This window comes from Mangrovicoccus sp. HB161399 (assembly GCF_013184745.1).
GTDB lineage: Bacteria > Pseudomonadota > Alphaproteobacteria > Rhodobacterales > Rhodobacteraceae > Mangrovicoccus.
In genome coordinates this window covers 1-24590 of the sequence record NZ_JAATVU010000053.1, presented here as the reverse complement: position 1 = coordinate 24590, position 24590 = coordinate 1, and the positions used below count along the sequence as shown (strand labels likewise).

Annotated in this window: 24 protein-coding genes; 6 read left to right on the top strand and 18 right to left on the bottom strand. The window is 68.5% G+C overall.

The window, feature by feature from the left end:
• Positions 1 to 77 precede the first annotated feature (77 nt).
• Genes benD through HCC78_RS23020 form a run of 4 tightly spaced genes read right to left on the bottom strand, consistent with a single transcriptional unit; the run spans position 78 to position 3822 of the window.
• Positions 78 to 887: a benzoate diol dehydrogenase BenD gene (gene benD, locus HCC78_RS23035; RefSeq protein ID WP_172331137.1), complete on the bottom strand. Its 810-nt coding sequence runs from the start codon at positions 885 to 887 to the stop codon at positions 78 to 80.
• The gene (benC, locus tag HCC78_RS23030) at positions 884 to 1903 is read right to left on the bottom strand and encodes a benzoate 1,2-dioxygenase electron transfer component BenC (protein WP_172331136.1); all 1020 of its coding nucleotides are present in this window, start codon (positions 1901 to 1903) and stop codon (positions 884 to 886) included. The genes benD and benC overlap by 4 nt, the downstream gene beginning before the upstream one ends.
• Before the next feature lie 27 nt (positions 1904 to 1930).
• Complete coding sequence (gene benB / locus HCC78_RS23025; RefSeq protein WP_172331135.1) at positions 1931 to 2437, bottom strand: benzoate 1,2-dioxygenase small subunit; 507 nt, start codon at positions 2435 to 2437, stop codon at positions 1931 to 1933.
• 11 nt (positions 2438 to 2448) lie between these two features.
• Positions 2449 to 3822, bottom strand: coding sequence for a Rieske 2Fe-2S domain-containing protein (locus HCC78_RS23020; protein ID WP_172331134.1), 1374 nt, complete (start codon positions 3820 to 3822; stop codon positions 2449 to 2451).
• 445 nt (positions 3823 to 4267) lie between these two features.
• Between HCC78_RS23020 and HCC78_RS23015 the strand changes: the two genes are divergently transcribed.
• Positions 4268 to 5209, top strand: coding sequence for a LysR family transcriptional regulator (locus HCC78_RS23015; RefSeq protein ID WP_172331133.1), 942 nt, complete (start codon positions 4268 to 4270; stop codon positions 5207 to 5209).
• Between the two features lie 15 nt (positions 5210 to 5224).
• Here HCC78_RS23015 and HCC78_RS23010 read toward each other — a convergent pair whose 3' ends face one another.
• The 11 genes from HCC78_RS23010 to HCC78_RS22960 form a co-directional block, all read right to left on the bottom strand.
• The gene (locus HCC78_RS23010; RefSeq protein ID WP_172331132.1) at positions 5225 to 6382 is read right to left on the bottom strand and encodes an amidase; all 1158 of its coding nucleotides are present in this window, start codon (positions 6380 to 6382) and stop codon (positions 5225 to 5227) included.
• 1 nt (position 6383) lies between these two features.
• Positions 6384 to 7175 carry an ABC transporter ATP-binding protein gene (locus HCC78_RS23005; protein ID WP_172331131.1) on the bottom strand — a complete coding sequence of 264 codons (792 nt, stop codon included), beginning with the start codon at positions 7173 to 7175 and terminating at the stop codon, positions 6384 to 6386.
• A gap of 1 nt (position 7176) precedes the next feature.
• Positions 7177 to 8031 carry an ABC transporter permease gene (locus tag HCC78_RS23000; protein WP_216671267.1) on the bottom strand — a complete coding sequence of 285 codons (855 nt, stop codon included), beginning with the start codon at positions 8029 to 8031 and terminating at the stop codon, positions 7177 to 7179.
• A gap of 23 nt (positions 8032 to 8054) precedes the next feature.
• Positions 8055 to 9743 (bottom strand): CocE/NonD family hydrolase, encoded by a 1689-nt coding sequence (locus tag HCC78_RS22995; protein WP_172331129.1) that lies wholly within the window; start codon positions 9741 to 9743, stop codon positions 8055 to 8057.
• Positions 9740 to 11152 (bottom strand): FAD-binding oxidoreductase, encoded by a 1413-nt coding sequence (locus HCC78_RS22990; protein WP_172331128.1) that lies wholly within the window; start codon positions 11150 to 11152, stop codon positions 9740 to 9742. Before HCC78_RS22990 ends, HCC78_RS22995 begins: the two co-directional genes overlap by 4 nt.
• Before the next feature lie 10 nt (positions 11153 to 11162).
• Positions 11163 to 11975, bottom strand: a complete 813-nt coding sequence (locus HCC78_RS22985) for a creatininase family protein (RefSeq protein WP_172331127.1) — start codon at positions 11973 to 11975, stop codon at positions 11163 to 11165.
• A gap of 88 nt (positions 11976 to 12063) precedes the next feature.
• The gene (locus tag HCC78_RS22980) at positions 12064 to 13029 is read right to left on the bottom strand and encodes an ABC transporter substrate-binding protein (protein ID WP_172331126.1); all 966 of its coding nucleotides are present in this window, start codon (positions 13027 to 13029) and stop codon (positions 12064 to 12066) included.
• Positions 13030 to 13086: 57 nt separating this feature from the next.
• Positions 13087 to 14475 (bottom strand): FAD-binding oxidoreductase, encoded by a 1389-nt coding sequence (locus tag HCC78_RS22975; RefSeq protein ID WP_172331125.1) that lies wholly within the window; start codon positions 14473 to 14475, stop codon positions 13087 to 13089.
• A complete protein-coding gene (hpxZ, locus tag HCC78_RS22970; protein WP_172331124.1) occupies positions 14475 to 14864 on the bottom strand; it encodes an oxalurate catabolism protein HpxZ in 390 nt (129 codons plus the stop codon). Before hpxZ ends, HCC78_RS22975 begins: the two co-directional genes overlap by 1 nt.
• Positions 14861 to 15652: a cysteine hydrolase family protein gene (locus tag HCC78_RS22965; RefSeq protein WP_216671266.1), complete on the bottom strand. Its 792-nt coding sequence runs from the start codon at positions 15650 to 15652 to the stop codon at positions 14861 to 14863. Before HCC78_RS22965 ends, hpxZ begins: the two co-directional genes overlap by 4 nt.
• Entirely contained in the window at positions 15652 to 16107 is a 456-nt protein-coding gene (locus tag HCC78_RS22960; protein WP_216671265.1) for a cupin domain-containing protein, read from the bottom strand. Before HCC78_RS22960 ends, HCC78_RS22965 begins: the two co-directional genes overlap by 1 nt.
• A gap of 117 nt (positions 16108 to 16224) precedes the next feature.
• Here HCC78_RS22960 and HCC78_RS22955 point away from each other — a divergent pair, with 117 nt between their 5' ends.
• The 3 genes from HCC78_RS22955 to HCC78_RS22945 all read left to right on the top strand — a co-directional run bounded on the left by HCC78_RS22955 (position 16225) and on the right by HCC78_RS22945 (position 18657).
• Entirely contained in the window at positions 16225 to 17118 is an 894-nt protein-coding gene (locus HCC78_RS22955) for a LysR family transcriptional regulator (protein ID WP_172331123.1), read from the top strand.
• A 66-nt stretch (positions 17119 to 17184) separates the two neighbouring features.
• Complete coding sequence (locus HCC78_RS22950) at positions 17185 to 17814, top strand: GntR family transcriptional regulator (protein ID WP_172331122.1); 630 nt, start codon at positions 17185 to 17187, stop codon at positions 17812 to 17814.
• Positions 17815 to 17832: 18 nt separating this feature from the next.
• A complete protein-coding gene (locus tag HCC78_RS22945; RefSeq protein WP_172331121.1) occupies positions 17833 to 18657 on the top strand; it encodes a sulfite exporter TauE/SafE family protein in 825 nt (274 codons plus the stop codon).
• 55 nt (positions 18658 to 18712) lie between these two features.
• Here the strand turns inward: HCC78_RS22945 and HCC78_RS22940 are convergent, their stop codons facing one another.
• The 3 genes from HCC78_RS22940 to HCC78_RS22930 are packed head-to-tail and all read right to left on the bottom strand — an operon-like array spanning position 18713 to position 22497.
• Positions 18713 to 20401 carry an ABC transporter permease subunit gene (locus tag HCC78_RS22940; RefSeq protein ID WP_172331120.1) on the bottom strand — a complete coding sequence of 563 codons (1689 nt, stop codon included), beginning with the start codon at positions 20399 to 20401 and terminating at the stop codon, positions 18713 to 18715.
• The gene (locus tag HCC78_RS22935) at positions 20398 to 21438 is read right to left on the bottom strand and encodes a PotD/PotF family extracellular solute-binding protein (RefSeq protein WP_172331119.1); all 1041 of its coding nucleotides are present in this window, start codon (positions 21436 to 21438) and stop codon (positions 20398 to 20400) included. The genes HCC78_RS22940 and HCC78_RS22935 overlap by 4 nt, the downstream gene beginning before the upstream one ends.
• Before the next feature lie 30 nt (positions 21439 to 21468).
• On the bottom strand, positions 21469 to 22497 hold the full coding sequence (locus HCC78_RS22930; RefSeq protein ID WP_172331118.1) for an ABC transporter ATP-binding protein: 1029 nt from the start codon (positions 22495 to 22497) through the stop codon (positions 21469 to 21471).
• Positions 22498 to 22839: 342 nt separating this feature from the next.
• On the opposite strand from HCC78_RS22930, the gene HCC78_RS22925 reads away from it, so the two are divergent.
• Together HCC78_RS22925 and HCC78_RS22920 are read left to right on the top strand one after the other, a co-directional pair.
• Entirely contained in the window at positions 22840 to 23892 is a 1053-nt protein-coding gene (locus HCC78_RS22925; protein WP_172331117.1) for a permease, read from the top strand.
• 13 nt (positions 23893 to 23905) lie between these two features.
• Positions 23906 to 24142, top strand: coding sequence for a thioredoxin family protein (locus HCC78_RS22920; protein ID WP_172331116.1), 237 nt, complete (start codon positions 23906 to 23908; stop codon positions 24140 to 24142).
• The last annotated feature ends 448 nt before the right edge of the window (positions 24143 to 24590 follow it).

Below are 24590 nucleotides of genomic sequence, written 5' to 3'. Positions count from 1 at the left end.
GGTCTCCTCCCTGATGAGTCGTTCGCGCTTGGAGAATTCTGTGGCGCAGGCCGCCTCCCGCGGCCTGCAGCGGAGCGTCAGCCGGTGTCTCCGCCCGCGACGGGCAGGACCGAGCCGGTGATGTAGGAGGCCTCGTCGGAGGCCAGGAACAGGATCGGCGCGACCTGCTCGGCAAGCGTGCCGTAGCGCTTCATCAGCGCCGAGCCGGTCACCTGATCGACCACCTCGGCCATCCAGGCCTGCTCGGCGGCGTTGTCGCCGGCGGCATTGCGGGGCACGCGGCGCGCGGGCGCCTCGGTGCCGCCGGGCGCGGTGGCGACGACGCGGATGTTCCTCGGCGCCAGTTCCATCGCCAGCGACTGGGTGATCGCGTTGACGCCGCCCTTCGCCGCCGAATATGGCACGCGGTGGATGCCGCGGGTGGCGTTCGAGCTGACATTCACGATCGTGCCGCGGCCGCGCGCGAACAGATGCGGCAGCACCGCGTGGCAGCAGTTCAGCGTCGGCATGAGCGAGCGGCGGATCTCGGCCTCGATCTGGGCGGGCTCGAATTCGGCGAAGGGCCGCATCCGGATCGCGCCGCCGACATTGTTGATCAGGATGTCGATGCCGCCGAATTCCTCCGCGGCAAAGGCCATCGCTGCGGCCGCGCCCTCGTGGGTTTCGAGGTCCGCCTCGAATGCGCGGGCCTCGGGCCCGGCCTCGGCGGCGATCTCGGCCACGAACTCCGCGCGGTCGACGAACAGCACCTGTCCGCCTTCGCGGGCGGCGCGCAGCGCCACCTCGCGGCCGATGCCCTGCGCGGCCCCGGTGATCACCATGGCCTTGCCCGCGAACCGGCCCTCGAAGGCCGGGGCGGGTTTCGGGGGGGCGAAGGGCGCGGTCATGCCGTGGCCTTCAGCACGGCGTTGGGCGTGAACTTCTCGTAATGGAAGCTCGCGGGCTGGATGCCGCTTTCCGAGAACCAGCTGCGGACTGCGTCGACCATCGGCGGCGGGCCGCAGAGATAGGCGTCGAATTCGCCCGGCTTCAGCATCTCTCCGGGCATGTGCTGGGTGACCCAGCCCTTGCGTTCGTGCGTCGAGCTGTCCTCGGCCACGACGGTGGCGAAGGTGAAGCCCGGCAGTTTCGCGGCATAGGCCTCCAGCGCCTCGACCAGCACGAGGTCGAGATCGCGGGTGACGCCGTAGACCAGGTGGATGCGCTGCTCGGACCCCTTGTGCGCCAGCACCTCCAGCATCGACAGGAAGGGCGCGAGCCCGGTGCCGCCGGCCAGGAACAGCAGCGGGCGCTCGTCTCCGCGCAGGTAGAAGCTGCCCATCGGGCCGGTGACGTTCAGCACGTCGCCGGTCCTGGCGCGCGACAGCCAGGTGCCCATGACACCGTCGGGGATCTTCTTGATCAGGAACTGCATCCGTCCCTCGCCCGGCGCCGAGCTGAAGGAGTAGCTGCGCGCAAGGCCCGAGCCCGGCACGTCGATGTTCACGTACTGCCCCGGCAGGAAGTCGGGCGCGGCCTCCGCATCCAGCTCCAGCACGACGGCGGCGTCCTCATGCGGCTCGATCGCGGCGACGGTGGCCTCGAAGGCCTGCGGCGCGATCTTGCAGGCGGTCGACGCCACCGGCACCGACAGCACGCAGTCGCTTTCGGCGACCATCTGGCAGGTAAGAACCAGCCCCTCGGCGGCCTCGTCCTCGGTCAGGGCCTCGTCGATATAGTCGTCGCCCATCTCGAAGCTGCCCGACTCGGCGCGGCACTTGCAGGTGCCGCAGACCCCGTCGGAGCAGTCCATCGGCAGGTTGACCTTCTGGCGGAAGGCGGCGTCGAGCACCGTCTCCCCTTCGTTTGCCTCGACGAACCGGGTCACCCCGTCCTCGAAATTCAGCGCGATGCGGTAGGCCATGCGCGTCTCCTTTTCTGGGCTTGGGGGTCAGACGTGATAGACGTCGATGACCTGGCGGATGTAGTCGTTCTTCAGCACGATCTTCTTGGCGCAGATCAGCGGGCCGTCGGCAGTGACGCGGATCGTGGCGAAGATGGTGCCGAAGAACGTGTCCGTGACCTTGTAGCGGTGGTTCAGCGTCTGGAAGTTGTAGCGCAGGTCGATCTCCTCGCCGCGGTCCTCGACGATCTCCACGTTCTGCACGGCGTGGCTGGTGCGCGGCTCCGGCGTCGAGGCGCCCGAGCGCTCGGTCTTGATCCGGAACACCCGGTCCTCCAGCCCGCCGCGGTCGGGATAGTAGATCAGCGAGATCTGCGACTGCGGATCCTCGGTGATGCGGTCGTCGTCGTCCCAGGCCGGCATCCAGTAGCTGCAATCCTCGGCATAGCAGGTCAGCCATTCGTCCCACTGGCGGTCGTCCAGGAGACGCGCCTCGCGGTAGAGGAATGCGCAGATCGCGTCATGGGCGATGGCGGGGCGGTGCACGATGGTCATCGGATGTCTCCTTATTCGGCGGCGAGCGCGGCGGCGGAACCGGCGGTTTCCTCGGCCAGCGCCTTCTTCATGGTCTCGACCCAATGGGCGTGCTGGCGCACGAACAGGCCCTCGTCCTCGCTGCGCTCGCCCGAAAGAGCCGGATTCAGCCCCATGCCCTTCGCGTTCTCGTCCGGGCCGTCGATCCACAGCGGCGCGCCTCGGCTCATGTCGTTCCACTGCGCCGAGATGCCGGCATAGCCTTCCTGGCAGGCGCGGAATTCCTCGAGGTCGTCGGAGGTGCCCATGCCGGAGACGTTGAAGAAGTCCTCGTACTGGCGGATGCGGGTGGCGCGGTCCTCGGCGCTCTCGCCCTTCGGCGCGAAGCAGAAGATGGTGATCTCGGTCTTGTCGACGGCGATCGGCCGGGTGACGCGGATCTGGGTGGAGAACTGGTCCATCAGGAACACGTTGGGATAGAGGCAGAGGTTGCGCGTCTGGCGGGTGATGTATTCCGCGCGGGTCTCGCCGTAGCGCTCGATCAGGTCGTCGCGGCGGTTCCAGACCGGGCGCACCTCGGGGTTCATCGAGTTGGTCCAGAGCATGATATGGCCGTTCTCGAAGCCGTAGACGCCGGCGACCGACTTGCTCCAGCCGTTGGCGTCCACCGCCTTGGTGCCTTCTTCCTTGCGGCGGCCCATCGTGGCGGCATAGTTCCAGTGGACCGAGCTGACATGGTAGCCGTCGCAGCCGTTCTCCATCTGCAGCTTCCAGTTGCCGTCATAGATGTAGGAGGAGTTGCCGCGCAGCACCTCGATCCCTTCGGGCGCCTGGTCGACGATCTGGTCGATGATCACCTTGGTCTCGCCCAGATAGTCCTCCAGCGGACCGACATCCGGCGACAGGCTGCCGAAGAGGAAGCCGCGGTAGTTGCCGAAGCGCGCCACGCGGGTCAGGTCGTGCGAGCCGTCCTTGTTGAAGGCTTCGGGATATTGCGTGGTCTTCTGGTCCTTCACCTTCAGGAGCTTGCCCGCATTGGAGAAGGTCCAGCCGTGGAACGGGCAGGTGAAGCTGCCCTTGTTGCCGTGCTTGCGGCGGCAGAGCATCGCGCCCTTGTGCGCGCAGGCATTGATGACGGCGTGCAGCTCGCCCTTCTTGTCGCGGGTGACGATCACCGGCTGCCGGCCGATATGGGTGGTGTAGTAGTCGTTCGGCTCCGGCACCTGGCTTTCATGCGCCAGATAGACCCAGTTCCTGCCGAAGATGTGCTTCATCTCCAGCTCGAACAGGTCCTCGTTGGTGAAGATGTCGCGGCGGCAGCGGAAGATGCCCGCCTCCTTGTCGTCCTGGACGGCGTTGTCGAGGATCTCGCCCAGTGCGCGGGCCTTGTCGATGCTTGCGGACATGCGGGTCTCCTTCGGGGACCTGCGCGGCGGCTCGGTCCCCGTCATCTGGATTGCGGGAAAGGGAATGCGCGCGGCGGCGCGGGATCAGGCTGCCGGTCTGCGGATGTGCGGCGGCGCGGTCCGGGGGACCGGACGGATCTGTCTGCTGGCACGCATGGCTGGCTCCTCCTCTGTCATGCGCTGTCCGGGCGTTCCGGGGTGCCCCCCTCCAGGGGCTTCCGCCGGTGTCCGGTCCTCCTCTGCCGTTCCTGCGCCCGGTGGCGCGGAGGTTCGGCCTTGCAAGGGGAGGTTGCGCCGGAAGCTGGGAGGAAGTCCAAGACCGTTTCAGTCGCAAACTATACTTTCAGGGTATGATAGCGCGAAAATACCCCTTGAATCACGTGTTTTCGCACTGCAGCATACCTCTGAGGAAGGTGTGATGCATCATTTCCGGGGAGGGGAAACCATGGATTTGCGCCAGTTCCGCTATTTTGCCGCCGTGGCGGAGGAGCGGAACTTCACCCGCGCGGCGGAGAAGCTCAACATCGCGCAGCCGCCGCTCAGCCGCCAGATCCAGCTGCTGGAAGAAGAGCTTGGCACCGTGCTGATCCAGCGCGGTTCGCGGCCGCTGCGGCTGACCGATGCCGGGCGGCTGTTCCACGAGCAGGCGCTGCAGGTGCTGGGCCGGGTCGAACAGATGGCCGAGGCGACGCGCCGGGTCGGACGCAACCAGAACAGCGTGGTGAAGATCGGCTTCGTGCCCTCGACGCTCTATGGCGGGCTGCCCTCGCTGGTCCGGAAGATGCGCCAGGCGGCGCCGGGGCTGGACATCCGGCTGGTGGAGATGGTCTCGCTGCATCAGGTCCACGCGCTGAAGGAGGGCCGGATCGACCTGGGCTTCGGCCGGCTGCGCCACAGCGATCCGGTGGTGACCGGGCTCGTGCTGCGCGAGGAGCGGCTGGCCGTGGCGATCCCCGAGGGCCATCCGCTTGCGGCCTCGCCCGAGTCCCTGCCGGTCTCTGCGCTTGGCGGGGAAAAGCTTATCGTCTACCCGAAGGAGCCGCGGCCGAGCTATGCCGACCACGTCCTGCGGCTCCTGAACGGGCATGGCGTGCGCCCCGGCGAACTGGAGGAGGTCAGCGAATTGCAGACCGCGCTGGGGCTGGTCTCGGCCGAGGTCGGGCTCTGCATCGTGCCCTCCTCGTCGCGGCGTCTGCGCGACGACATCCGCTACCGCATCCTGGAGGGCGAGCGCGCGACCTCGCCGGTGGTGCTCAGCTACCGCGCCTCCGACACCTCCGCCTATGTCGGGCTGGTCAGGGAGCTGATCGAGGAGATGTATGCCGAGAATCCGCCCTGGCTGACGACCGAGCACAACCTGTCGGTGAGGGGCGCGGCGCCGGAGTGACGCCGCGCGCGGGTCTCAGGCCAGGGCCGGGGCGGCGGCGAAGCGTTCCGCGGCCAGCGCGATCATCGCCAGGTCGCTGCCTGCCGGGCCGACCAGCGACAGGCCCAGCGGCGCACCGTCGATCACCGCCAGCGGCATGGTGATCTGCGGCAGCCCGGCATGGCCGGCGATGCTGAGCATGCGGATCGCGGCATTGCGGTAGCGGTCCATTTCCTCGCCCGAAGTGTTCAGCAGCGGCGCGGCCCCCGGCGCGGTCGGGATGACGAGGATGCCGTCCTTGCCCAGCACGCCGCGCACATGGGCGCGGATCGCGGCGCGGGCAGCCTCGGCTTCGGCGATCTCCTGCGCACTCAGCGACATGGCGCCGTCGAAGCGTTCGCGCACGCCGGGGCCGAACTCCGGCGCGGTTTCGCGGATCCAATCGCCGAAGGTCGCGGCGATTTCCCGGCCCTGCGCCACGCGGAAGACCGGCTGCAGCCGCTCCAGCGTCTCGGGGTCGAAAAGCGGCGCGGTCTCCGCCTCGGGCACGAACGGGCGCAGCGCGGCCGCGGTCGCCTCGGGCACCTGCGCCCAGAGATCGGACGGGGCGAGATAGCGCGGCGCGGCCAGGTCGGCATCCGGCGCGAGGATCGCGGCGGCGAGCAGCAGGGTCTCGGCATCGCGGGCGAAGAGCCCCGGCACGTCGTAGCTGGCCGCCAGCGCCTGCATGCCGCCATGCGGCAGCAGCCCGTGGGTCGGGCGCCAGCCCCAGAGCCCGCAGAAGGAGGCAGGCAGGCGCACCGAGCCGCCGGTATCCGTGCCGATGCCGAGATCGGCCAGCCCCTGCGCCACGGCCGAGGCCGAGCCGGAGGAGGAACCGCCCGGCACGCGGCCGGGGGCCGCAGGGTTCAGCGGCGTGCCGTAATGCGCGTTCTCGCCCATCAGCGAATAGGCCAGCTCGTCCATGTGGGTCTTGCCCACGATCTGCGCCCCGGCCGCGGCCAGCATCCGCACCACCGGCGCGGTCTCCGCGGCTGGCTGCCGGATCGAGGCCCAGCCGGGATGGCCGGAGCCGGTGACATGGCCCGCGATGTCGAGATTGTCCTTCACCGCGAGGCGCAGACCCGACAGCGGGCCGTCCCGCTCGGGGAAGGCATCCTCGGCAAAGGTCGTCACGAACGGATCGATACTCATCTCAACTCTCCATGGCGCGCGTCAGCAGCGCGCTCACTTCGCGGCAATGCGCCGCGTAATCCGGGCTCAGGCGGAAGCTTGCATCGCGCGGATAGGGCGCGTCCACCCCGATCTCGCCGATGATCCGGCCCGGACGCGCCGCCATGACGACGATGCGGTTCGACAGGAAGACGCTCTCGAACACCGAATGGGTCACGAAGATCACCGTCGATCCGGTCGCCTGCCACAGCTGCAGCAGGTCCTGCGAGATCTTGTTGCGGGTGATCTCGTCGAGCGCGGCGAAAGGCTCGTCCATCAAGAGGAGCTTCGGCTTGGTCACCAGCGCGCGGGAGATCGAGACGCGCATCTTCATGCCGCCCGACAGCTCGCGCGGATAGCTGGCGGCGAAACCCGCCAGCCCGACGGTTTCGAGGATCGCCTCGACCTGCGGCGCGGCGTCGGCGCGGGACATCCCGGCCAGCTTCAGCGGCAGGAACACGTTGTCGAAGACCGGCAGCCAGGGCATCAGGTTCGGCTCCTGGAAGACGAAGCCGATATCGCCTGCCTTGGCGCGGATGCCCTTGACCTCGTCCTCGCCCGGGCGCTGGATGCGGCCCGCCGAATGCTCGGCCAGCCCGGCCGCGATTTTCAGCGCGGTGGACTTGCCGCAGCCCGAGGGGCCAAGGAGCGAGACGAACTCGCCGGGATGGACGTCGAGAAACAGGTTCTTCAGCGCGACCGTGCCGTTGGGATAGACCTTGTCGAGGTTCTGCATCCGCATGACGGGCTGCGTCGCGGGGCTCATGTCGGTCATCTCAGCGCTCTCCGCCCATTTCGCTTTCGTGCCAGCGGCTCAGAAGCCGCGCCTGCACCATCGAGGTCAGCCACCAGATGGCGAGGCCGAAGACCGACAGGATGAAAAGCGCGGCGAACATCCGCGGCACGTCGAGCATGGTGCCCGATTCCACGATCACCCAGGCCAGTCCGGTGGAGGCGCCGGAGCCCGCGACGAATTCCGCGACCACGCCGCCGATCACGGCAAGCGAGGACGAGATCCGCGCGCCGGTCAGGATATAGGGCAGGGCGGCGGGCAGCTGCAGGTGGCGGAACCGCTGCCAGCGCGACGCCTGGTAGAGCGTCATCACGTCCTGCAGCCCGCGGTCCGCAGATTTCAGCCCCTGCACGGTATTGGCCAGCATCGGGAAGAAGGCGACCAGCCAGGCGAGGATCATCAGCCCCAGCCAGACCCGGTCGAGCCCGACCCAGATGATCACCAAGGGCGCGATGGCCACCATCGGCGTCACCTGCAGCGCGATCGCATAGGGCCAGAGCATCCGCTCGACATCGCGGTGCAGCGTCAGCAGCAGCCCGCCGAGAATGCCCGACACCACGGCGGCGGCGAAGGCCGCGATGGTGATCCCGGCGGTGAAGGCCAGCGCATGCATCAGGTAGGGGAAGTCGGCGATCATCGAGACGACGATCATCGAGGGCGGCGGCAGCACGAATTTCGAGATGCCGAAAGTGTGCACCGCGAGTTCCCAGAGAGCGATGAAGGCGAGGCCGGCCGCGACGGTCGGGCCGGTCTCGCGCAGGACTGTCGTCAGGCGGCTGGGCCGCTCGGCGAGGCGTTTGGTTTCGGGGTGGGCAAGCGGAACGCTTTCATCGGCCAAACCGGGTCTCCTCGGCTCTTGCATCAGCGGAGCTGCAGCACGCCGTCGGCGACCGGCAGGTCGAGGCGGCTGTCTTCTCCCAGGGCCAGATGCAATGTGGTGATCAGCGCCGAGGCAAGCGGCGCGGCGACGGGATCCGCTCCGGTGCCGGGATTGACGGCATGGGCGGGGAAGGCGGCGGCGGCGATCGACAGGCGCAGCGCTTCGCCGGGGGCGAGGGTCACGCAGGTCGCGCCCAGATCGAGCGAGACCGGCCCCTCCGGGCGGGCGCGCAGATGCAGGTAGCTCTCGGCGATGGCATGGGCGCGGCCGTCGGCGCGTAGGATCGACAGCGTGGCCGACACGTCGAAGCTCGGCCGGTCGGCGGAGATGTCCAGATGCAGCCGCAGGGGGCCCTCGACGGTGACCGGGGCGGCCTGCGGCAGGCTGGCGAAGGTCATCACGTCGGAGCGCTCGTCAGTCGCGCGGCGGTCCACCGGACCCGCGCCTGGACCGGCGGAGGGCGCGGCGCGCCAGGGGTCGTGGACCATCAGCTCGGTGCCCGGGGCGGGCCCATCGGCAAGGGTGCCGTCGCCGATCCGGGTGGCGGCGCGGCCCGAGCCCGCCAGGAAGGCGGGGGCGGCGGTTTCCGGCATGGCGCCGTGGCTGCGCCAGGTCCGCTGCCCGAGATCGAAGAGCTGGACGCGGTCCTCCGCTGCCAGCGTGCCCTTGCCCTTCAGCACTGCATCGAGGAAGGCCACCTGCGCGCGGTCGGTATCGGCGGCCGCCTCGGGGCCGAAATCGACGCCCGCGGCGCGGCGTTCCCAGGGGAAGTGGATCCAGGGGCCGACCATCAGCCTCATCGTCGGGTCGTCCGCGCGGTCGAGCGCCGCGAAGGCTTCCAGCGTCGAATGCAGGTGCCCGTCGAACCAGCCGCCGATGAAGAACATCGGCAGCCTGCGCTCGCGCAGCCGTGCCAGCGAGGCGGCGGGAGAGATCGATTGCCAGTAGGGATCGTCCGCGCCGCGCGACACCCAGCCGGGGTAGTGGCCGAACTCGCCCGAAGCCATCAGCTCTGCTGGGTGGCCGGGCACCTCGCCAGAAAACAGGCTCGCTGCCCCGGCCTTCAGGCGGGCATAGGCGGCGGCGTCTCCGGCGCGGCGGGCGCCCTCGACGGTGATCTGCGTGCCCCAGCCCGCCATCTGGCCCAGCTTGAAGGCGCCGCCTCCGAAGATCCAGGTCCGGGCCGGATCCCACGGCCCCATGGCCGGGATCAGCGCGGCGAGCGACGGGCTGTCGGCCGTGGCGGCCAGCAGCTGGTCATAGGCCTGGTAGGAAAACCCGTACATTGCCACGCGCCCGTCCGAGCCGGGGAGCCGTGCCGCCCATTCGACCGCCTCGGCCCCGTCCGCCGCCTCGTGCTGGCCGGGCCAGAAACGTCCTTCGGAGGTGCCCCGGCCGCGCACGTCCTGCACCACGACCATGTAGCCCTGCGCCGCGTACCAGGCGGGATGGGCATAGCAGATGGTGCAGCCGATGCGCCGCCCGTAGGCCTGGCGCTGCAGCAGCACCGGCCAGGGGCCGTCGCCCTCGGGGCGCCATATGTCGGCATCCAGGCGCGTGCCGTCGGCGGTGGCCATCGACAGCGTCTCGACCGGCTGCACGCCGGCGGCGGGGGGCAGCTCTGCCGGGGCCATGTGCGGGTCGAAGGCGGGGGTCAGGTCGAGGGTCATCCGAGCCTCCGGTCCCATTTGTCGGTGGGCAGCTCGACGGCGGAGACGGCGGCGTCATCCGCCTCGTCCACCTCGAACCGTCCGGGGTTCAGCAGGCCATGCGGGTCGACCATGCGCTTGAAGGCGAGATCTGCATCGGTGATCTCCTTCTTGCCGACCGCGCGCACGTTGGAGGTATGCGAGTTCGACACGACCGCGCCGGCCTCCTGCATGTCGCGCACCATCTGCGCCATCTGCTCGGGGGATTCGAAGACGAAATAGGGCGAGCCCGAGCCGACGATCTGCCCGCCGATGCGCAGCAGCTCCATCCGCAGCGGCCCGTAATGCTTCACCTTCTCGTGCACCCGGTCGATCAGGCCGACAAGGTCGTCGGCGCGGAAGAAGCCCTCGATCACCGAGCGTTCGGGATGGGACTTCTGGATCTGGAACAGCATGTGGCCGAAGATGAATTCCCAGAGCGGCTGGCCGTAGGGGCCCTCGCCCTCGCGCGATTGGGTGACGATCGTGCCGCCCGCGCGCTCGGCCATCTGGGCGAAGCTCTCCCAGCTCTGGTCGGCGATCATCGTCATCAGGATCGACTTGCCCTCGGGCACGATCTTCTGGAACGGCTTCACGAAGCTGGGCGTCGGCCATTCATGGACCGAGACGAATTTCCGCGTGATCCCGGCGCTGTCGGCCAGCGTCACGCCGAAGCGCACCGCGTCCATGTAGTCGTCGAAGGTGACGATCGCCTCGTTCCAGGCCCAAGCGGGCGCGAGGGGCAGCTCCATCTCGGTGATGATGCCGGTGGCGCCGTAGGTGTGGTGCGCGAATTGCGCGTCGAGACCGCGGAGTTCCAGGAGCCGCGGTTCCTCCTCCATGGTCATCACGGTGCAGGAGATCACGTTGCCCGGATCGCGCCATGTGCCGTAGACGGTGGAGCCGGGACCGCCCTGGCCGCCGGCGAAATGGCCCGCGACCGTGGCGATGCGCGCGGTGGTCGGGGGAAAGCGCAGCTCCTTGCCGTGCTTCCTGAGCTCCGCGTCGAGCTCGGCGCAGATCATGCCGCCGCGGACCCGCACGCGGTCGTCCTTCAGCTCGACGATGCCGGTCAGCCCGAGGCAGTCGAGGACGATCCCGCCCTTCAGGGGCACCGACTGGCCGTAATTCGCCGAGCCTGCCGCGCGCACCGTCACCGGGATGCGGTGGCGCACGGCAGCCGACAGGACCCGCCTGAGTTCGTCATCCGTCTTCGGCGAGACCACGATATCGGCGGTCTTTCCGGCGAGCGCCTCCTTCAGGATGGGGCTGACGGCATAGCGGTCCCGGCTCTTCACGCGGATGCGTTTGGGGTCGGTGGTGTGCTCGATGCCGTCGATCTCGGCCGAGTAGGCTTCGAGCGGATAGGCGGGGCGGGTCATGTCGTTCATTGGGCAGGCCTCACGCGTAGGAGGGCGATTTTTCCAGTTCGGCAAGGTCGAAGGCGGAGATCTCGCCGATGAGCTTGATCAGCCCCTCGACGGCGCGGTCGAAGACGATCCGGCCGCGGTCGGCATCAGCCGAGGCCGCATCGCCCGCCGCGCCCGAAGGATGCAGATCCTGCGCCTGCCAGCCGAAGCCGACCGCGCCCTCGGGGGTCAGCATGCCGCCCTTCTGCGCGAGCGCGACGGAGAGCGGCTCGAAATTCCGGGCATGCTCCATGTCCACGAGCTCGGGGAAGAGATGCAGCATGACGCTGGTCTCCACCTCGCCGGCATGGATGCCGTGGGTGCGCTCGAACTCCGAGAACTGGTCGGCCATCTCGGTGAAGCGCGACCACATCGAGGACACGGCGAACATGCCCAGCTCGATGCGCAGGCGGCGGCAGACCATTTCCATCACCTGGGGCTGGCCGCCATGGGCGTTGAGGAACAGGATGCGGCGGCAGCCCGCGCGGTGCACGGACTTGGCGATCTCGAACCAGTAGTCTGCCAGCAGCGGGCCGGGGATGGTCAGCGTGCCGGGATAGCGCAGGTGCTCGTCGGACTTGCCCACGGCGCTGACCGGCAGGACGAGGGCCGGGAAGCCGGGGGCCATCTTCGCCACCGCGTCCTCGCAGATGGACTGGGCGATGGAATAGTCCACCTTCACCGGCAGGTGCGGGCCGTGCTGCTCGGTCGCGCCGACCGGGAAGACGGCGACCATCTCCGACATGTCGAGGGTCTTGAAGTCGAGCGCGGTGAGATCGGTCCACCAGTGGGATTTCAGCGTCATGGGAGGTCTTTCGTGATAAGGGGCTGCCGGGACGCAAGGGGCATCCGCCCCGGCAGCAAGGACTGTCCGCGAAGAGAGGGGGGAGCGGTCAGTCCAGGAACTGGAGCGTGTATGCGGACTTGTAGTCGAAATCCGCCGGGAACTGGCCGTACTTGACCAGCTCGCCGAAATGCGCGGCCCAGCGTTCATCGGTCATCGCGCCGATGCCATGGGCGGCGGTGTCGCCGTTCTCGATCAGGTTCAGCTCCTTCATCTTGCCGTAGGAATAGGCCATCAGCTCGTCGGAGTTTTCCGGGTTGGCCTCCTGCACGGCGGCGAAGCCGGCCTCGGGGTCGGCCATGAACTCGGTCCAGCCCTTGACCGAGCCGTCGACCAGGCACTGCACCTGCTCGGGATGGCCGTCGATCAGGGTCTGCGGCACGACGACGACGGAGGTGTAGGGGTCGTAGCCGTAATCGGCGAGCAGGAAGTAGGAGGCGTCGAACCCCGCCTGCTCCTTGATGCGGAAGGGTTCGTTGGTGACGATGCCCTGCTGGATCGAGTCCCCGTTCTGCATCCAGACCGCGATCTGGCCGTTGTAGCTGCGCAGCTGGTCGTCCGAGAGGCCCCACTTGTCTTTCATGAAGGGCCAGAAGGTCTGGCGGTTGCCCTGGGAGATCATCACCGGCTTGCCGGCCATGTCGGCGGGCTCGGAGATGCCCGCTTCGTCGTGATAGAGCAGGATGGTCGGCAGCTTCTGGAAGGCGGCCATCACGGCCTTCGACGGAAAGCCCGCCTGGTTCATACGCATCGCGCCGTCATTCTGGCTGACGAGGATCGCCTCGACCGCGCCGGTCACCAGCAGTTGGGTGGTGTCGATGCCCGGCCCGCCCGAGCGGACGGTGACGTCCAGCCCGCACTCCTCGTAATACCCTTCGGCAGCGGCCAGCCAGTAGCCGCCCTGTTCGGCCTGCGCCTTCCAGCTCATCTGGAAGGTCATCGGCACCAGGTCGGCGGCCATCGCGGTGCTGCCTGCCAGCGCGGCAACCAGGGCGGCGGAAACGGTCTTGATCATCGAGGTAGCTCCTGTTGGATGCGGGTCGCCCCGCTGCGCCCTTTGCGGGCTGTCATGTCAGCCGGCCTGGCGGTCGAGCCAGCCGTCGGTGTCGAGATGGCGGTCGATCACCGTGTCCGCGGCGCCCTCGGCCTCGAAGCGGCCGGGGTTCAGCAGGCCCTTGGGATCGACCGCGCGCTTGAAGGCGATTTCGCCGGGTCCGATGGTCTTCTTGCCGACGCCGCGCACATTGGAGGCATGCGGGTTGGCGACCTTCAGCCCCATCGAGCGCATCGCGGTGACCACCTCGTTCACCGCCGCCTCGTCGGTGAAGGTGACGAAGGTCGAGCCCGAGCCGACCAGATCGCCGCCCCAGCGGCGGATCTCGATCCGCATCGGGCCGGTGGCGCTGATCGCGTCATGCACCTCGAGGATCCGCGCGGCGAGGTCGGGGGCGGTGAAGAACCCCTCGATCTCGGTGATGTCGGGGCGGGTCTTCTGAGCCTGCAGCGTCGTGTGGCCGAAAGCGAATTCCCAGATCGGGCGGCCATAGGGGGCGTGTCCCTCGGGGCCGCCCGCGACGATCTCGCCGCCGGCCTCCGCCACCATCTGGCGGAAAAGCGGCATCGAGGCAGCCTCGATCATCGCGATCACGATGGACTGGCCTTCCGGCACGAAGGGCGCGAAGGGCTTCAGCCACTCGCCGACCGGCCATTCATAGGCGGAGGCGAGCTTCTTCTCCAGCCCCGGCTCCCTGCCGATGGCGACGGCGAGGCGCACGGCGGACGGATAGTCGGGCAGGGCGACCAGGCATTCCTCCCAGTCGCGCAGCGGCGCCAGCGGCATCTCAACCTCGGTCACGATGCCGAGCGTGCCATAGCTGTGCTGGACGATGCGGGTTTCCATGCCGGTCAGCTCGATCTCGCGCGGGGTCTCCTCGACGGTGACGACGCGGGCGGCGCGGACATTGCCGTGATCGCGCAGCACGCCGTAATTGATCGATCCGACCCCGCCGGTGCCCCCCGTCACGAAGCCGCCGATCGTGGCCTGCTTCTTGGTGGTCGGGAAGAAGCGCAGCTCCTGCCCGGTGGCGGCGGCGGCGGATTCCAGGTCGGCGATGCGCGTCCCGGCATAGGCGCGGATGAAGCCGCTGCCGACCGCGATCACGCCGGACAGCTTCGACAGGTCCAGCATCGCTCCGCCATGGAGCGGAACCGACTGGCCGTAATTCGCCGTGCCGGTGCCGCGCGGCGTCAGCGCGACATCATGGGCATAGGCCGCGGCGGCGACGGCGCGGACCTCTTCGGCGCTTTTCGGCGTCACCACGGCATCGGCCACGAGACCGTCCAGCGTCTTCGACAGGAGCGGCGAGATGAAGTGCCAGTCGCGGCTCTTCGCCTTGACCAGCTTCGGCTCGGTGGTGGCCTCGATCGGGCCGAGCGCGGAGAGGAACGCGTCGAGCGGCATCAGTGGGTCTCCGCCATCAGCGAGACATGCGCCGCGACGACCTTCCAGCCGTCGGGCGTCTTCAGCCAGGTCTGGCTCTGCCGCCCGGTCTTCGTGCCGCCCTCGCGGCGGAACTCCAGGTTGCAGGTGCCCATCGCCTCGCCGTAGGTGACGATCTCGCGCCGGATCACCTGTCGCTGCGGCGAGCCGCCGGGGCGCGCCTTGCGGAAGTCGCGGATCTCGTCGATGCCGTAGAGGTTCTCGCCCACGCCGTAGCGCAAAGTCAGCGGGCTTTCCCAGAAGAGCGCGTCCATCGCGTCGAGGTCGTTGGTCATCAGCGCGGCCTCGTAGGCGTCGCAGGCGGCGGTCAGTTCGGCCACCGGTCCGGGCAGGTTGAGCTCGGGGGTCATGCCTGTGCCTCCAGCTGCGTCTTCAGCTCGGCGCCGTCGCAGACGAAGCCGTAGCATTGCCGCACGTTGTAGAGCGTCGCCTCCATGCAGAAGGACGGCGAGGAGGTGGCCGAGCAGTCCTCCAGCAGCACCGCGTCGAAGCCCTTGGCGACCGCGTCGGTCAGCGTGTTCAGCACGCACTGGTCGGCATTCACGCCGGCAAAGAGCACGGTGGTGACGTCGAGATTGCGCAGGACCGTTTCCAGCTCGGTGTCCTGGAAGCCGGTCATGCGGTATTTCGAGACCGCGATGTCGCCGTCTTCGGGGGCCAGCTCGTCGACCACGGCGGCAGCCCAGCTGCCTTCCTCCAGCACATGCGCGCCGTTGCCGGGAAGCGGCTTGCCGATGCCGGTCGACCGGCCGTCCGGATCGTAGACATGCAGCACGGAGGGCGGCAGGTTGGCGCGGTCCGGGCGGTTGCCCCAGTTCAGCCAGATCACCGGCAGGTCATGGGCGCGCAGGGTCGGCAGCAGGGACTGCAGGGGGCCGATCGGCGCGCGGCAGGGGGAGACATCGACCCCGATCGAGGCCAGCCAGCCCTCGGGGTGGCAGAAGTCGTTCTGCATGTCGACGACGATGATGGCGGTGCGGCGGGCGTCGATCACGACCTTGCGGCCGCGGTCCGAAAGCGTCACCGGGCGGGCTTCCTCGCGGGCGCGCACCAGGCTGACCTCGGCGGCGCTGACCTGCCAGGCGTTGCGCGGAGTGGCCCCGAGCGGGAGCAGGTCGCGATCCGTCATGCCGTCCATCACGCTGCCTTCCCGGTCAGGATCGCCAGATCCTCGTCGTCCAGCGCGACGCGCTCGCCCGCGCGGATCAGCTCGGAAAACTCCTGGTTCGGGACCATGACGGTCAGGGTATAGAGCTTCGACGCGCCGGTGTTCTTCACGATGTGGACCGAGCCCGGTTCGAGCAGCAGCGCGTCGCCCTTGGCGATCGGCAGCTCGTCGCCGTCGGAAGAGGCAATTCCTTCGCCGTGCAGCACGTAGAAGAATTCATGCGCTGTCGAATGGCTGTTCGGAGGCGTGGCGCCGCCGACGGTGAAAATCTCGATCACGAAGATGGAATTGGTGGAGGAATTCGCCGGGTCGAAGAGGATCGCGAAGTAATTCGTGTCGTCCGGAGCGATCTTGAACACCTCGGCCTTTCGAAGTTGCTCGTACGTAAAGGATTTCTGCATCCGCTCTGCTCCGTAGGTCGTCATCTGCGGGGCGCGGCTTCTGCAGGCGCCGCCCCTCTTGCGATCAAGGAAGACGATTGACGCGTGAGATAAAAGCATCAAATTTGCACGGTAACGTTCCAAATTTGGCAATACAGTCCCATGCATGCACGCATCCTGCGCTATCTCGACGAGGTGGTCCGCTCCGGCTCGATCCGCGCCGCGTCCGAGAAGCTCCACGTCGCACCTTCGGCCATCAGCCGCCAGATCAAGACCCTCGAGGAACAGGTCGGTGCGCCGATTTTCCATAGGGGAGCCAGGGACATGACCCTCACGGCCGCAGGCGAATTGCTGATGGTGCATGTCCGCGAGACGCTGCGCGAGGAAAGCCGGACGCTGGCGCAGATCGAGGACCTGAAGGGGCTGCGCCGCGGCGAGGTCTCGCTGGCGATCATGAGCGGCCTCGCCGGAAACGTGATCCCCCGCAGCCTTGCTGCCTTCCGGAAGGCGAATCCCCGCGTTTCGCTGAAGGTTCAGCTTCTGCCTACCGGAGAGGCGATCATGGAGAGCGTTGCCTCAGGAGACGCCGATTTCGGAATCGGCTTCGATTTTCCGGAACGGTTCGGGCTGAGAATCCACACCACCTCGCTGGCGCAGCTGGGCGCCGTGATGGCGGCCGGCCATCCGCTGGCGGCGCGCTCCAGCCTACGGCTGAGCGACTGCATCGCCTATCCGCTGATCCTTGCCGACCAGTCGATGGTGATCCGGCCCTATCTCGACCATTGGCTCGCCCCCCTGCGCAGCAGTCCCGAGATCCTCGCCGAGACGAACTCCATCGAGGTGATGCGCGAGATGGCCTCCGGCAGCGACGGCATCACCTTCCTCACCCGCTTCGATGTCGAACGCGACGTGGCCGCGGGCCGGCTGGTGCTGGTGCCCGTCCAGGAATTCGCCGACCGCACGCAGAAGCTGATGGTGGTCGGCTCCGAGCGCTATGCCAATGCCATGGCCAATGTCTATCTCGAGACGCTGAAGCCGATGCTCGCCGGGGGCTGATGTGCAAGAGGGTGTACATGTAATGCTGACATGTATACAAGTGGCGCGAGTCCAGGGAGCGCCGCCATGTCCGAAGGGTCCGCCGCCAAGATCCATGCCGCGCTGATCGCGCGGATCGCCGGGGGCAGCCTGCCGCCCGGCACGCCTCTGGCCGAGACCGCGCTGGCCGAGGAATTCGGCGTGTCGCGCACGCCGGTGCGCGAGGCCCTGCAGGAGCTGGCCCGGGACGGGCTGGCCGAGCGCGGCACGCGCCGCGCCTTCGCCATCCGCAGGCCGGACCCGGCAGAGATGGCCGGCGTCTTCGAGGCCGTGGGCGAGATCGAGGGCGCGATTGCCGCGCTGGCCGCGCACCGCATGAGCGCCGTGGAACGGGCGGCGCTGGAGGTGCTGCTGGCCGCAGGGGCAGGGCTGCCGCCTGCGGAGTATTCCGCGCATAACCTGCGGTTCCACGCCGCGATCCGCGAGGGCGCGAAGAGCCCGGTGCTGGCGGAGACGCTGGCGCGGCTCGAGCTGCAGACCCTGCCCTGGCGGGCGCTCAACTTCTCCCGCGATGCCGGGCGCACGGATCTGTCCCGCGCCGAGCACCGCGCCATCGCCGCCGCGATCCTTGCCCGCGATGCCGATGCCGCCCGCGCGGCGATGCAGGCCCATGTCGCGGGTGCCTTCCTGGCGCTGTCGCGCCCCCTTCCCGAGTAGCAACCGACCGGAGTTCCCATGTCCGACCCGTCCCTCCTCCTTCTCATGCTGGCGCTGCTGGCCTTCATCGGCGCCTTTGCCGGCGTGCTCGCCGGCCTTCTCGGCGTCGGCGGCGGCATCGTTCTGGTGCCCGCCTTCTTCTACGCCTTCTCGACGCTGGGCTATGGCGGCCCGCAGCTGATGCAGGTCTGCCTCGCCACGTCGCTGGCCACGATCGTCGTCACCTCGGTGCGCTCGGTCATGAGCCACAACAAGAAGGGCGCTGTCGACTGGGAGATCCTCAAGGGCTGGGCGCCCGGCATCGTCATCGGCGCCATCGTCGGCGTGCTGGTGGCGGCGAGCCTGCGCTCGATCGTGCTTCAGGCGATCTTCGGCGGACTGGCGCTGGTGATCGGCCTCTACATGGGGCTCGGCAAGCAGCACTGGCGGCTGGCCGAGGCGATGCCGGAGGGGGTCAAGCGCGCGGTCTATTCGCCGGTCGTGGGCTTCCTGTCGGTGCTGATGGGGATCGGCGGCGGCAGCTTCGGCGTGCCGCTGATGAGCCTCCATGCCGTTCCGATCCACCGCGCGGTGGCCACGGCGGCGGGTTTCGGCGTGCTGATCGCCGCGCCCTCGACCATCGGCTTCCTGACCGTGGGCATCGACCCGGCGACGCGGCCGCCCTTCACGCTCGGCGCGGTGAACATCCCGGCCTTCCTGATCGTGATCGCGATGACGCTGCTGACCGCGCCCCTGGGCGTGAAGCTGGCTCACTCGCTCGATCCGAAGCCCTTGAAGCGGGTCTTCGCGGTGTTCCTGATCCTTGTCGCGCTCAACATGCTGCGCAAGGTCTTCCTCGCCTGAAACGCGAAGGGCCGGGGTGTTCCCCCGGCCCTCTTTCCTTGCCTGAATGCAACGCCTACCGGGAATAGAGCCGGTCGAGCCGCACGAATTTCCCCAGCACCCCGAGCGCGATGATCGTCACCCCGATCAGCAGGGCCGAGATCGCATGCGCGGTCGGCTCCAGCGCGAAGGTCGCCTCGGAATAGATCCGCACCGGCAGGGTGGTCAGACGTGCCGTGGTCAGGAAGGCCGTCACCGTCACCTCGCCGAAGCTCATCAGGAATCCGACGAGCCCGGCCGCGAAGAGGCCCGGCGCCAGCACCGGAAGCGTCACGTGCAGGAAGGTGCGCGGCGCACTGGCACCGAGGCTGGCCGAGGCCTCCTCCAGCGCCGGGTCGAGCGCCAGCACCGAGGTAGTGAGCAGCGTGATCATGAAGGGCAGGATCACGACGACATGCACCGCCATCAGCCCGAGGAAGGGCGGAACGGCCAGGTAGATCTGCAGCAGCTTCAGCATCCCCACCGCGATGGCGATGCCCGGCAGCGACAGCGGCAGCATCCAGAAGGCCAAGAGCAGGCTGCGCCCCCGGAACGGATGCCGCGCCAGCGCGAAGCCCGCGGGCAGCGCCAGGACCAGGCCCGTGACGACCGAGGCCAGCGCCAGCTTCACCGAGATCCAGAAGTTCGCGGTATAGTCGCCCGCGATCAGCACCCGGCGGTACCATTCCAGCGTGAAGCCCTTGAAGCCTGCGGCGGTGGCCAGCGGCACGTCGTTGAAGCTCTGCACCACCACAAGCCCGAGCGGCAGCAGCAGGAGGCCGATCGCGCAGCCGAGCGCCAGCTTCGACAGGAGCGGCCCGGCCAGATCGACGGCCCGCGCCAGCGGCACCGGGATGTCCATCGGCGAGGACGGCGTGCCCTTGCGCCAGGCCATGAACCGGCCTAGCGCGACCGTCACGAGCGCGATGAAGGCCAGCCCCACCACGGTCATTACCAGCGACAGGGCCGAGGCCATGGTGGCGTTCAGGTTCTGGATCGCCTCCTGCATGACCAGCATGCCGATGGTCCAGACCTTCTTGCCGCCCAGAAGCGTGGCCGAGACATAGGAGGTCACGGTCATCAGGAAAACGACGATGATGCCCGAGCGCAGCCCCGGCAGCGACAGAGGGAAATCCACGGTCAGGAAGCGGATCGCGGGCGAGGCGCCGAGGCTTTCGGCGGCTTCGTGTATGCGCGGCGAGGTGTTCTGGAGGTTGTCGTAGAGCGCCAGCACCATGAAGGGCATGAAGACCTGCGCCAGCGCCACGATCACCGCGCCATGGGTGAAGAGCATGCCGTTGAACGGCCCCAGCCCGACCAGCGCCGCGGCGGAATTCAGCAGCCCCTTGGGCGACAGCAGCAGGATGATCCCCAGCGAGCGGACGACCACGTTGGTCAGCAGCGGGATCAGGATCACCGCGAAGGCCATCGCCCGCCAGCGCCCCGGCATCCGCGCCAGCCAATGGGCCAGCGGATAGCCGAGGATCGCCGAGACCACCGTGACGGCGAGGCCCAGCCCCACCGTCTCGGCGATGATCGACAGGTAGAACCCGTCCGACAGGATCGTCCGGAACTGCACCAGCGACGGATGCACGAGCACCGGGCCGAAGGGGCTCGGATACTCGTGCAGCGACAGAAGGACCACGACCCCGAGGGGCGCGGCGAAGGCCATGAGCAGCCACGCCGTCACCGGCGTGGCAAGGACCGGCCCGATCCAGCGTCTCATCCGGCAAGCACCCGGTCGAACTTGGCCTGCCACTCGGCGCGGTGGGCGTTGATGTAGTCCCAGTCGAAATCGACGAGATCGTTGACCTGGCCGCCGGTGATGACCTTGCCCTTGACGTCGTCCGGCATTTCCACGTCCTTGACGGTCGGCGAGTAGTAGACCTCGCGGGCATAGGCGATCATCACCTCGGGCGAGAGGTGCAGGTTGATCCATTCCTCGGCCAGCTTCTGGTTCTTGGTGCCTTCGGTGATGCAGGCGACGTTCATGGTCACGGCCATGCCTTCCTCGGGCTCGGCGATGACGCAGTCGGGGTTGCGGGTCTCGGCGTATTTCCGGGTGAAGGAGGCGAATTCCACCGACAGGTCGGCCACATCCTGGTCGAACATGTCGTAGAGCTGCGCCTGCGAGGACTGGATGCCGGCGAAGGGCTTCAGCTCGGCGACCTTCTCGAGGACCTTGTCGAACTCTGTGATGTCGTAGCCGAAGGACTTGGCGGTCATCATCAGCGCCGAGATGCCCTCTGCGCCCAGGCCGTTCGGCCAGGCGATGCGGCCTTTCCATTCCGGGTTCCACATGTCCTTCCAGGACTTGACCGGCGTCTTGGCAGCAGTGCCGTCATAGACCACGGTGCAGGGGTTGAACGCGACGCCGTAGCCGCCCTTCTGCGCCAGCGGATAGAGCTGGTCGAAGCGTTCCACGGCCGCGGTCGGCGCCTGGGTCACGCCGTCGGCCACCGCCTGGCGGCTTTCGTAGATGTTGAGGTAGAGCACGTCGAAGCTCGGGCGGCCGCGCTCGGCATAGGCGCGGGCGCGGCGGTCGGTGGTGCCGCCCAGCACGTAGCTGATCTTGCAGCCGTATTTCTCGACGAGCTGCGGCTCGATGTACTGCTTGACGATCTTCTCCTGCGCGCCGCCCCAGATGCCGACGACCAGCTCGTCTCCGGGTTTCGGTTGCGCATGGGCGGGACGGATGATGCTTGCGGGGGCGGCAAGCGCGGCAAGGCCGAGGCCGGTGAACTGGCGGCGGTTCAGCTTCATGGGGAGTCTCCTGTCGGGATCGTTTCTGGTTCAGATGAAGGTGACGGCGCCGGGCAGCGCCTCCACCGAGACGGTCTGGCCCGGGGCGGGGGGCGGCAGGTCCGAGGGGATCACCATCCGGACGGGTCCGGAGGCGGCGGCGAGGTCGATCTCGAAGCTCTCGCCGAGATAGCTGACGGTGCTGACGGTTCCTGCCAGCGCCAGCGGGCCGGTGGCCTCTGCTGCCGGGCGCAGGCGCGAGGCGCGCAGCACCATCTGCGTGGCGCCCTCGGGCGCGCCCGCGCAGGACGTGCCCTTGGCACGGAAGGTGCCGCCCTCGACCTGGCCGTCGATCACGGTGCGGGCGCCCAGGAACCCGGCGGTGAAGGCCGAGCGCGGCGCATCGCAGAGCTGACGCGGCGTGCCCAGCTCGGTCACGAGCCCGTCCTTCATCACCGCGATCCGGTCGGACATGGCCAGCGCTTCCTGCTGGTCATGGGTGACGAACAGCGTGGTGATGCCCAGCCGCTGCTGCAGCGCGCGGATCTCGTCGCGCATCTCGGCGCGCAGGTTGGCATCGAGGTTCGACAGCGGCTCGTCGAGGAGCAGGATTTCCGGTTCGATGACCAGCGCGCGGGCCAGGGCGACGCGCTGCTGCTGGCCGCCCGAAAGGTTGCCGGGCAGGCGGGCGGCAAAGGCGCCGAGGCCGACGGTTTCCAGCGCTGCCTTTGCGCGCTCCAGCCGGTCGGTCTTGGCGACGTTGCGCATCCTCAGCCCGTAGCCGACGTTTTCCAGCGCCGAGAGATGCGGGAAGAGCGCGTAGGACTGGAAGACGACGCCGATATTGCGCTTGTGCGGCGGCTTGCGGGTGATCTCGCGGCCGTTCAGCATGACATGGCCCGAGACAGGCGGCACGAAGCCTGCGATCATCCTCAGCGTCGTCGACTTGCCGCAGCCCGAAGGCCCCAGAAGCGACAGCAGCTCGCCCTCGCCCAGCTCCAGCGTCAGGCTGTCCACTGCCACCGACTTGCCGTAGGCGATGGTGACGTTGTCGAGCAGCAGGCAGCCCCGCTTATCCATCGCGCCGCTCCGTGGCGCCGGCGGTTTCGGGGACGGTGCGGGGACGGGAGGACATGGGACTCGGATTCCTTGCGGCGGGATTTCTCGGCGCCATGCAGTCACCATTTGCATCCAGGAAAAAGCATCGTTTTTTGCAGTATCCGTTGCCAAAAAGGGCACGATTGCAGGGCAATGACCCTGCCGGGACCAGAAAACCCGGGGTGCAAGCATCCGTTATGCCGGTTTGACGGCCGATCTGACGCAAATCAGGGCGGGAAGCCACGTCATGCGCTAGACAGGGCCATGTGCTGCGTTTCCGGGCGGGTCGCCCGGAATTTCAGCACTTCCGGAAAGGAGGCCGACATGAGCGCCCATGGCACCCATCCCGCCGGGCATGGCCACCCGGATCTGCGCCTTCACGGGGCCGTCGCTGCCGCGGCGGTGCTGTGGTGGCTTGTCTACCGCCAGCTTTCGGGCCTCGCCGAGGCCGCGGTCGCAGCGCTGCCCGTCGACCGGCACAGCCATGCCGGCGAGGCGCTGGCCTTCTTCTTCTACGACGTGCCGAAGGTGATGCTGCTGCTCCTGCTCGTGGTCTTCGCCATGGGCGTGCTGCGCAGCTACTTCTCGGCGGAACGCACCCGCGCGCTGCTGTCCGGCCGCGCCCAGGGGATCGGCAACGTGCTGGCGGCCGGCCTGGGCATCGTGACGCCCTTCTGCTCCTGCTCGGCGGTGCCGATCTTCATCGGCTTCGTTTCGGCGGGGGTGCCGCTCGGCGTCACCTTCTCCTTCCTGATCGCCGCGCCGATGGTCAACGAGGTGGCACTGGTCATGCTTTTCGGCCTGGTCGGATGGGAGGTGGCGGCGGTCTATCTGGGTTTCGGCCTCGGCCTCGCCATCGTCGCGGGCTTCGTCATCGGCAAGCTGAACCTGGAGCATTGGCTGCAGGACTGGGTCCGCGAGATCCAGGCCGGGGCGGCGGCGCCCGAGCGGGCGGACCGCAGGATGGCCGACCGCTACCGCGAGGGGCTGCAATCGGTGAAGGAGATCTTCGGCCGGGTCTGGATCTGGATCCTGCTCGGCATCGCGCTCGGCGCGCTGATTCACGGCTATGTCCCCGAGGACCTGATGGTGCGCATCATGGGTTCGGGCGCCTGGTGGTCGGTCCCGGCCGCGGTGGTGCTGGGCATCCCGATGTACACCAATGCCGCAGGCGTCATCCCGGTGGTCGAGGCGCTTCTCGGCAAGGGCGCGGCGCTCGGCACGGTCCTGGCCTTCATGATGAGCGTGATCGCTCTGAGCCTGCCGGAAATGATCATCCTGCGCCAGGTCCTGACGCTCCGGCTGATCGCCGTCTTCATCGGCGTGGTCGGCAGCGGCATCCTGGCCGTCGGCTATCTGTTCAACCTGCTCTTCTGAAAGGAGGGAGCCCATGAAAAGCGTCAAGGTCTTCGGTCCCGGCTGCCGCCGCTGCGACAGCGCGGTGGCGATGGTCCGCGACACCGCGACCGCGCTCGGCATCGATGTCGAGGTCGAGAAGGTGGTGGACCCGAAAAGCATCGCCCAGGCCGGGGTGATGGCGACGCCCGGCATCGCGGTGGACGGCAAGCTGGTGCATTCCGGCGGTCTGCCCGATCCGGAAAAGCTGCAGTCCTGGCTCAGGGGCTGAGCCAGGACTCCGGCCACGGAACATGCGGTCCGGCCGCCCCTGTGAGGGGGCGGCCGTTGCTGCCGCGGCATCCGCGGCGGGAAGGGCTGCCAACGGTGCCGCTCCGTTCGGCCTGCGGTGGGCGGGCCGCGCCTTGGCCCCGCCTCCGGCGGGGCGGCCGCAGGAGGCATGCCGTCCCGAGGCCCGTGCCTTCCGCCGGGCTTCCGGGCATTTTCTTCAGGCGCAGGAGCCGTTGCAGCCCGTGCCCTCTTGAAGTTGCCCACAAGTGCCCGCCTGCGGCGTTGCAAGGCGGGCACCTTCCGCGAGGTCTGCGAGGCGGGGGAAGCCCCGCCATGGGACCGCGGTCCCCGGCGGCGCGGCGGACGCGCGGCCGGGATGGCCTCCGGGGCGCGCGGCCGCCCCGGTGCAGGATCCGGGATCGCGAGGTGCCTGCCGCTTCCTCGCCGGC